The 8159-nt window shown below is 51.9% G+C and carries 9 protein-coding genes; 7 read left to right on the top strand and 2 right to left on the bottom strand.

Annotated elements, in window-relative coordinates; genetic code table 11:
• Positions 1 to 280: 280 nt before the first annotated feature.
• Entirely contained in the window at positions 281 to 1447 is a 1167-nt protein-coding gene (locus FJ147_25580; GenBank protein ID MBM4259258.1) for a sorbosone dehydrogenase family protein, read from the bottom strand.
• Positions 1448 to 1554: 107 nt separating this feature from the next.
• Here FJ147_25580 and lexA point away from each other — a divergent pair, with 107 nt between their 5' ends.
• The 7 genes from lexA (at position 1555) to FJ147_25615 (ending at position 7684) form a co-directional block, all read left to right on the top strand.
• Positions 1555 to 2166 (top strand): transcriptional repressor LexA, encoded by a 612-nt coding sequence (gene lexA, locus FJ147_25585; GenBank protein MBM4259259.1) that lies wholly within the window; start codon positions 1555 to 1557, stop codon positions 2164 to 2166.
• 51 nt (positions 2167 to 2217) lie between these two features.
• On the top strand, positions 2218 to 3411 hold the full coding sequence (gene hemW, locus FJ147_25590; GenBank protein ID MBM4259260.1) for a radical SAM family heme chaperone HemW: 1194 nt from the start codon (positions 2218 to 2220) through the stop codon (positions 3409 to 3411).
• Between the two features lie 151 nt (positions 3412 to 3562).
• A complete protein-coding gene (locus FJ147_25595) occupies positions 3563 to 3934 on the top strand; it encodes a limonene-1,2-epoxide hydrolase (GenBank protein MBM4259261.1) in 372 nt (123 codons plus the stop codon).
• Positions 3935 to 4016: 82 nt separating this feature from the next.
• Positions 4017 to 5183, top strand: a complete 1167-nt coding sequence (locus tag FJ147_25600; protein ID MBM4259262.1) for a citrate synthase — start codon at positions 4017 to 4019, stop codon at positions 5181 to 5183.
• A gap of 420 nt (positions 5184 to 5603) precedes the next feature.
• A complete protein-coding gene (locus tag FJ147_25605; protein ID MBM4259263.1) occupies positions 5604 to 5852 on the top strand; it encodes a DUF433 domain-containing protein in 249 nt (82 codons plus the stop codon).
• Entirely contained in the window at positions 5849 to 6208 is a 360-nt protein-coding gene (locus tag FJ147_25610) for a hypothetical protein (protein MBM4259264.1), read from the top strand. The genes FJ147_25605 and FJ147_25610 overlap by 4 nt, the downstream gene beginning before the upstream one ends.
• A gap of 843 nt (positions 6209 to 7051) precedes the next feature.
• On the top strand, positions 7052 to 7684 hold the full coding sequence (locus FJ147_25615; protein MBM4259265.1) for an FMN-binding negative transcriptional regulator: 633 nt from the start codon (positions 7052 to 7054) through the stop codon (positions 7682 to 7684).
• A gap of 172 nt (positions 7685 to 7856) precedes the next feature.
• Here FJ147_25615 and FJ147_25620 read toward each other — a convergent pair whose 3' ends face one another.
• Entirely contained in the window at positions 7857 to 8087 is a 231-nt protein-coding gene (locus tag FJ147_25620; protein MBM4259266.1) for a hypothetical protein, read from the bottom strand.
• Positions 8088 to 8159: the final 72 nt, after the last annotated feature.

An 8159-nucleotide genomic window follows, 5' to 3' on the forward strand; every position in this document is an offset into this window, starting at 1 on the left:
CGGCCTGAAAGGCACGGCGCTTGGCACCGCGCATCTGCGCTGCGGCTAAGCGCAAATCGGCAATCTGTTGCCCACTAATTTGTTGAGCACTTGGACTGGTGAAATCTTTCCTGAACACCCTAGCCCCTCCACCTCTCCCTACGTTATCTGTCTCTCCGCTATCGTACCTCACTCGCTCGGCTTTGGGTATCTTCTTTTCTCAAAATCACCTGAGTGTTCAGTTGTCAGTTATCAGTAAAACCACCGCTATCACTTATCTTCCTTTTTTACTGACAACTGATCACTGTTTATAGCTAATCCGATAAATCCGATCGTTGCGATCATCGGACATCAGCAGTGCCCCATCTGGCATCACCAGGACATCGGCTGGTCGTCCACGGGTAACGCCATCTTGCAACCACCCCTCAGCAAACGTTTCGTATTTCACTGCTCGTGTTCCGCTCTCGTCAAGCCGCACGAGCGTCATACGATACCCTAACGGCTCTGAGCGGTTCCACGAGCCGTGCTCAGCAACGAAGATCTGATTGTGATATTCCCGCGGAAACATCGTCCCTGTGTAAAAAGTCATGCCAAGGGCCGCGACATGCGGACCAAGTTTCTGCGCTGGTGCGACAAATGCATCGCACTTTCGTTTCTTACCAAAATCTGGGTCGGGAATCTCTCCTGTGTGACAGTAGGGAAATCCGAAATGTAAATCTTTTTGTGAGATGCGATTAAGCTCGTCCGGTGGAAGGTCATCCCCGAGCATGTCGCGACCATTGTCAGTAAACCATAATTCCTTGGTAACTGGATGCCAGTCGAACCCAACCGTATTACGGATGCCACGCGCGAAGACTTCGAGACCGCTGCCGTCCGGTTTCATGCGTAACAAGGTGGCAAACGGCTCCTCGCGTTCGCACACATTACATGGTGCTCCGACCGCGACGTACAACAAGTTATCCGGCCCAAAGGCGATAAACTTTAGACCATGCCAGCCCTCTTTAGGCAGGTTGCTCGTCACGACGACTGGTTGTGGTGGATTTTCCAACTGATCTTCGATGTTATCGAAACGCAGAATGCGATGAATTTCTGCAACATAGAGGGCACCATCACGGAAGGCTACGCCAGCTGACGCACGTAATCCAGTGACGAGCGTGAAGACCTGATCCGCTTGTTGGTCGTGGTTGCGGTCGACGACCGCAAAGACGCTTCCTGAAAGCGAACCAACGAAAAGCGTCCCGCGCGAACCAAGAGCCATCTGCCGCGCATTCGGAACGTCGAGGGTGTACGTGCTAATAGCAAACCCTGGTGGGAGTTTGATGGTGTTGAGATCAGGTGGCATTTGGATGGCAGCTTGAAGAGCTGAGTTGCGCCAGCGATAGGCAAATACTCCGGAAACAAGAAACACCAGCACGAGCAGCAGCAAACGTAACGAGAGTTTCCTAATGTTGTTGTGAACGATTCGCATGACACCTCCACTGACGTATTTTCTCAAACTTCCTGAAAAGAAGAAACATCACGCACTTGACTTGATTCGCCTTTTGTTCGCTGGCATAAGGGGAGCTGGAGGTTTCTATGATCCTGACGCGGCGACAAAAGGAAATGTGGGACTACTTACAAAGCCATATCGCAACCCACGGCTATGCCCCGACCCTTGAAGAGATCGGTGCGTATTTTGGTCTCTCTTCACTCGCAACTGTCCATAAGCATCTGACGAATCTTGAGATGAAGGGGGTCATCACCCGTAAATGGAACTTGAGTCGCGCCATTGAAATTCCCGAGCAACGAAAATCAGCAGAAGCAGTTGATCTGCCGCTCCTGGGACGTGTTGCTGCTGGCGCGCCGATTGAAGTAATCGAAACAAACGACACACTTTCTGTTCCATCTGAGTTTGTCCGCCGTTCTGATACTGCCTTTGCGTTGCGCGTCAAAGGCGAGTCGATGATCGAGGAAGGCATCCTCGATGGTGATTATATCGTGATCGAACAACGACCGACCGCACAGGCCGGAGAAACGGTGGTCGCATTAGTCAATGGTGAAGCCACAGTGAAAAAATTCTTCCCTGATCGTGGTGGGCGCGTGCGTCTGCAACCTGCCAACGCACAGATGGAGCCGATCATTGCTCGCGGGAAAGATGTCGAGATTCGTGGTGTGGTCGTCGCGGTGCTTCGCAAGTACGGAAAATAGGGGTTGGAGATTAGGGGTTAGGGGTTGGTTAAAGAAAAACAGTGACGTTCTGTGAAATTTTATTCTTCTCTCATCCCCAATCCCCAATCCCTAACCCCCAACCCCTTGTCCCTCTACGTTCACATTCCCTACTGCCTCGTCAAATGTCCGTACTGTGACTTTAACGTCTACGCCGTCAAGCAGTGGCCAGAAGAACAGTATGTCGAGGCGTTGTGTGCCGAGTTTCGTCATTATGTAGCGCAGCCGCCGTGGCAAAACCAACCGATCGAAACGCTCTACTTCGGTGGTGGGACCCCTTCCTTATTTGCGCCATCTGCCATCGCGCGATTCCTGAAATATGTCACGGACTACAGTGCTATCGCTCCGCAAGCGGAAATTACGCTTGAAGCTGACCCAGCCTCTGTGTCGTACGAAAAACTTGCGGGCTACCGTGCCATTGGTGTGAATCGCCTGAGCTTTGGCGTGCAGTCGTTTCACCCTACAGTACTAAAGACGCTCGGTAGATTGCATACGATCGATGACGTGCAGCATTCCCTCGCCTGGGTACGCGAGGCAGGGTTTCGTAACGTGAGTCTTGACCTCATCTTTGCTGTACCAGGGCAAACGCTCGATATGTTTGCTTTCGATGTGTCTCAGGCGATTGCATATGGGCCGACCCATCTTTCGACCTATTGTTTGACCTACGAGGAGCGTACCCCGTTCTTCTCACTGCGAAAGAAAGGGAGACTCGTTCCTGTGAGTGAAGATGAAGAGATCGAAATGTACACACAGGTGCGAGCGCAGTGCAAAACGGCTGGATATGAGCACTACGAGATTTCGAGCTTTGCGCAGCCGCAATTTCGTTCGCGCCACAACACTAACTATTGGAACGGTACCAACTACCTTGGCCTTGGTGCTGGTGCGCACTCGTACGCTAACACGCCGGACTGGGGAATCCGCTGGAGCAATGAGCGCAATCCGCGGCGCTATATGGAAAAGGTGATCACTTGTGGTGAGGCACGAAGTGTTGAGGATACCCTCACGCGTGATCAGGCAATGGGCGAGTTTATGTTTCTCAATCTTCGGCAGCGGGACGGGTTCCTGCCCGCGGCTTTTGCGGCACGCTTTGGCACGGATGTGTACGCCGCATTTTCGCAGATACCGACGCTGATTGCCGATGGATTACTGATCGAGGAGGTTGGCCGGGTCAAGCTGAGTGAGCGAGGGCTGCTATTGGCGGACTCGATATTTGCGGAGTTTTTTTAAGATCAGAACCGGTGCGTTCGCAGTGTAAAAAACCCCCGAGCCTTCCCTTGCCGCCCTAGGGTTGTCAGTGATAAGACATTTCCAATGAAGGAAAGAAGCGTTGCAAGCGTCGACTTTCTGAAGCAGTAACTTGTGCAAAGGAGGACTCTCTATGAGCGCTGAAAATGAAAAACTCGTGACGGATTTTTGTCGTGCCTGGTCGCGGCTGAACACGGATGAAGTGCTTTCATATATGACCGAAGATTGTTTCTATCACAACATTCCGATGGAACCGATGGTGGGGAAAGCTGCTATTCGCAAATTCATCGAGCCGTTTCTAAAAGGTGCCCAGGAAGCGCAGTTTGAAATCAAACACACGACCTCCGCTGGTAATGTGGTGATGAATGAGCGGGTCGACCGTTTCGTCATGGGCCCCAAAAAAGTCGAGCTACCTGTTGCTGGCGTGTTTGAGATTAAGAATGGTAAGATTGCTGCATGGCGTGACTACTTTGACCTGGGTGCTTTCACTAAACAAATGGGTTGATGAGTCGATGCTCTGTGGGAGAGTGTCGATCGCAGTTACAGCACTGAACTGACGCTAACGTTACGTACTGGAAAGGTTAACTATGGAGAAGCAGCTAGTTCCTGGCCTTGAAGGCGTGCCGATTATGGAGTCACAGGTTGGCTTCATTGACGGCCAAAAGGGGATCCTGGAGTATCGGGGAATTCCGATCGAGACGCTCGCTGAAAAAAGTACCTACGAAGAAGTCGCCTACCTATTGCTATGGGGCAAACTTCCGAATCGCGACGAGCTCGCGAAGTTCGATCACGATCTGCGCACGCATCGGCGCATCAAGTATAAGCTGACCGATCTCATCAAATGCCTGCCTGAGAATGGGCATCCGATGGATGCGTTACAGGCGGCTATTTCTGCGCTTGGGATGTTCTATCCTGCCAAGATTGATGCAGCCGAAGCCCCTCCGGGAACGGATGTTCTCAGTCAAGAGAAACACTACTGGTCAATCATTCGTCTGATTGCCAAAATGCCGACGATTGTTGCTGCCTTTGAGCGCATGCGCCATGGGGATGAGCCAGTCCGCCCGCGCGATGATCTATCGCATGCAGCAAACTTCCTGTGGATGTTGACCGAGCAAGATCCTGATCCGTTGGATGTGCATATCCTTGATGTCTGCTTGATCCTCCATGCCGAACACACGATGAACGCGTCAACATTTAGTGGACTCGTCGTTGGTTCGACACTGGCCGATCCGTACACGATGGTTGCCTCGGCGATTGGCGCGCTCACTGGTCCATTGCATGGTGGCGCCAACGAGCAAGCGCTCAAGATGTTTCGTGAGATCAAGACGGTCGAAAATGTCCGCCCCTTTATCAAAGGCAAACTTGAACGCAAAGAAAAAATCATGGGCGTCGGCCATCGGGTCTACAAAGTCAAAGACCCACGCGCATTCGCATTGCAAGGCCTCGCGCAGCACCTGTTCAAAGTGAAAGGTGAACATCCGCTCTACAAAGTCGCGCAAGAAGTCGAGCAAGCGATTAACGATCACGTTGGCGCCAAAGGTATTGCCTCGAACGTCGATTTCTACTCAGGCGTGGTCTACGACAAGCTCGGCATTCACATTGATCAGTTCACGCCGATCTTTGCGATTGCACGTGTCGCCGGTTGGTTAGCCCACTGGGCTGAGCAGTTGCGTAACAACCGCATCTTCCGGCCAGATCAGATCTACACTGGCACCCACGATCAACCCTACGCGGCGATTGATCAGCGGAAATAAGAACACTCGCAAAACACCCTAAGAGTTCCCTCTCCCTTAGGGAGAGGGCTAGGGTGAGGGGATTTCAATTGTCGTTTTGGAATTGCGTAATATAGATTCGTATGACCCAACCGGTGCTTGCTGCTTAATCCGCCTTCTGAGTTCACCACTCCGCGGGTTTTTCTTTCGTCACTTACAGTTCTATTGCCGCCCTTTTTGTTTTTTTCTTCTCTGCTCAGCCTGGTCTTGTTCCTCCCCTTAGAAGCTGTTGATATATTCCTCAGAGGCTGTTCCAGAAAGCGAAACCGTACTTCGACAAGCTCAGTACGTACGGGAAATCTCTCTCAGCACTTTGTCTTTCTCCGTTAACCCTGAGCTTGTCGAAGGGTTTTTCAACAGCTTCTTAGGGCGGCGTATCGTGCATTTTTACGGAGAACTTCCATGGCGCGGATTGAAATTGGTCGATATTTAGCCACTGACACGCGCGTGTGTGGCGGACGTTTAATCTTCAAAGGCACACGCATCCTGGTATCTGATGCATTAGAACTGCTTCGGGCGAATTTCACGGCTGAGCAAATAGCCCGAGAATACCAAGGGCGTATCGTTCCAGAAGCAGTACATGAAGCCCTCACTCTGAGTCGTAAAGGGATCGTGCGTGAGGTCTTGCCCAAAACGAAGACGGCAGCGTGATTCTTCTCGATCACAATATTCCCGAACATCAAGTCGAGACCTTGCGACAAGCGCGCCTACGCCCACAACAGATTGGACGAGACATCGGTCGCCCAGAGTGGCAAGACTTTGAAGAGATTCTGCGCTACCTCCATCGTTTAAAATCCCCGACCTTTTTCACTCGCGATGATGATTTTTTTCGTCGTCGGCTCTGTCATCAGAATTATTGCCTTGTCGTCACCACAGGCTTAGTCACTGACACTGCAAGAGGTATTCGCCGTTTCCTTCGTCATCCACGCTTTCGCACCAGACGGCAGCGTATGGGAACTGTCATCCGCCTGACATCTATAGGTATCCTAGTTGAAATGAAGACATGAGAGCTCTACACCACCCTTCGACAAGCTCAGGGTGTACGGGTGCGAGCTTGCACGCGTTGAGGTTTGTCCGTTCATGCTGAGCCTGTCGATGCATGGAGAGTAGTCACACGGCAGATTTCATTTAGGAGACCTATATCAACATGGTCTGGTGGGAAATCGGTAAAGTTTCTTTGCAACGCCAAGGCTGGTCATAGCTCTTATCGCTCGCTCCTTTGGGAGGCGCTTTTTTCCTCTCCCTGCAGCCTTCAGCCTAAAACCTAAAGCCTGTTCCCATCACTCTCTGTTCTACAACGGTTCATCCGGACCGAGTTGCCGTAACGTCCCCGCCGGTAAAAATGCATCAAGCTCCCCAGGCTCAAATCGACACAACCCGATCACATACCAAAACGCACTGCCGAGATTTCCCGCCAACTGGTAACGACCAGTCGGCGAGAAATGCTACCATCGACCTACTACTGGGCTTGGCGTGCCCACTGTCGCACGTGGCGAACCCAAGCGGTCTGCTTCATTTGGGTGAGTGTTCCGAGTAGATGATTCAGTGCTTCTTCGGTTATCCCTGGCAATGATGTTCAGTGAGTAGGCGTTCGTACGTTTCCCAACTAATGCCGTTGAGAATCACACACTGAGCAGCACGGGAAACCGGAACCTCAGAGGCTGCGACTGAAGACGTCTCTGGCGCTGTTGGTGTAGCCATGTCGTGGTTTTCTCCAAGGAAGGAGTATACCTTACGAACACGGCGGGCGATATTGGTCTTCACTCCTGCAAATGATTGACGGTGAGGCTTACGCGCGATACTCCTCGCCCTTCACGATCCGTAGCTTGCTGAATGAAGAGAGGACTGTCATGTATCTTCCCAAACACTTCGAAGAAATGCGGGTTCCCGTCTTGCACGATTTGATGCGTACGTATCCGTTGGCCGCATTGGTAACGCTGACTGTTCATGGCCTGGACGCAAATCATCTTCCGTTTGAGATTGACCCAGAGCCTACGCCGTTCGGGATTCTCCGTGGTCACATCGCTCGTGTAAATCCGTTGTGGCGAGATCTTGCCTCTGGAACACCGTCGCTCGCGATCTTTCAGGGGCCGGATACTTACATTTCCCCTTCTTGGTACCCGAGTAAAAAAGAGACTGGCAAGGTGGTACCGACGTGGAACTATGTCGTGGTGCATGCGCATGGTCCGTTGTATTTTATCGACGATAAAGTGTGGCTGCGGCAATTGGTCGATCGCCTCACCAATCGTTACGAAGCCGGACGCAGTGAGCCGTGGAGAACCACTGATGCGCCTGATGACTACATTGACAAGATGTTAGGCGCCATCGTTGGGGTTGAAATACCGATCACGCAGCTCACTGGAAAGTGGAAGGTGAGTCAGAATCGCCCGGCTGAAGATCGTCAGGGGGTCGTCGCGGGGTTGCGACAGGAAGGAACTGAAGCGGCAGCGGTGATGGCTGAGTTGGTGCGGAGGGTGGGGTAGTTTTGTATCAGAAGTGTTCGGTATTATTCGTGTACCCACGGCAGTGGGTTCCTTCTCCCGCCGGGAGAAGGTCAGGATGAGGGGAAGAAAAAGTGGTTTTCCTTATTCCATTCCCTCACCCTCACCCTCCCTGAGGGAGAGGGAATTACAAGATTATCTCCATTCGTACACCTTAACACGTCGGACAACAGACAAACGGCACTTCGGTCAACGGTGAGGTGGGTAGGATGCGGTGATGCCCTAGGGCCTCGTTTACTGGGCTTGGCGGTTGTTGGACCATCTGCAGTTGTGCCATTTGCATCGTCCGTTCTTTGATCATGCCTGCATTTGGCGCATTGGCCAGGTTGAGGGTGTTACGTAATCCGACTGCGACATTCGCAGGACTTACGCTTGAGGACCACAAGTATCATTTTAGGGATATGATTACCAAGAAGCAGTACGTCGAATATTTGGTGAGCACGCCGAAGAATTGCAC

It is taken from the genome of Deltaproteobacteria bacterium, assembly GCA_016874775.1.
Lineage (GTDB): Bacteria > Desulfobacterota > Binatia > Bin18 > Bin18 > VGTJ01.

Excerpts from the sequence above, each read along its gene's own strand:
- lexA (MBM4259259.1), top strand. The coding sequence starts at position 1,555 with ATGATCCTGACGCGGCGACAAAAGGAAATGTGGGACTACTTACAAAGC.
- FJ147_25615 (MBM4259265.1), top strand. The coding sequence starts at position 7,052 with ATGTATCTTCCCAAACACTTCGAAGAAATGCGGGTTCCCGTCTTGCAC.
- FJ147_25580 (MBM4259258.1), bottom strand. The coding sequence starts at position 1,447 with ATGCGAATCGTTCACAACAACATTAGGAAACTCTCGTTACGTTTGCTG.
- FJ147_25600 (MBM4259262.1), top strand. The coding sequence starts at position 4,017 with ATGGAGAAGCAGCTAGTTCCTGGCCTTGAAGGCGTGCCGATTATGGAG.
- FJ147_25605 (MBM4259263.1), top strand. The coding sequence starts at position 5,604 with ATGGCGCGGATTGAAATTGGTCGATATTTAGCCACTGACACGCGCGTG.
- FJ147_25595 (MBM4259261.1), top strand. The coding sequence starts at position 3,563 with ATGAGCGCTGAAAATGAAAAACTCGTGACGGATTTTTGTCGTGCCTGG.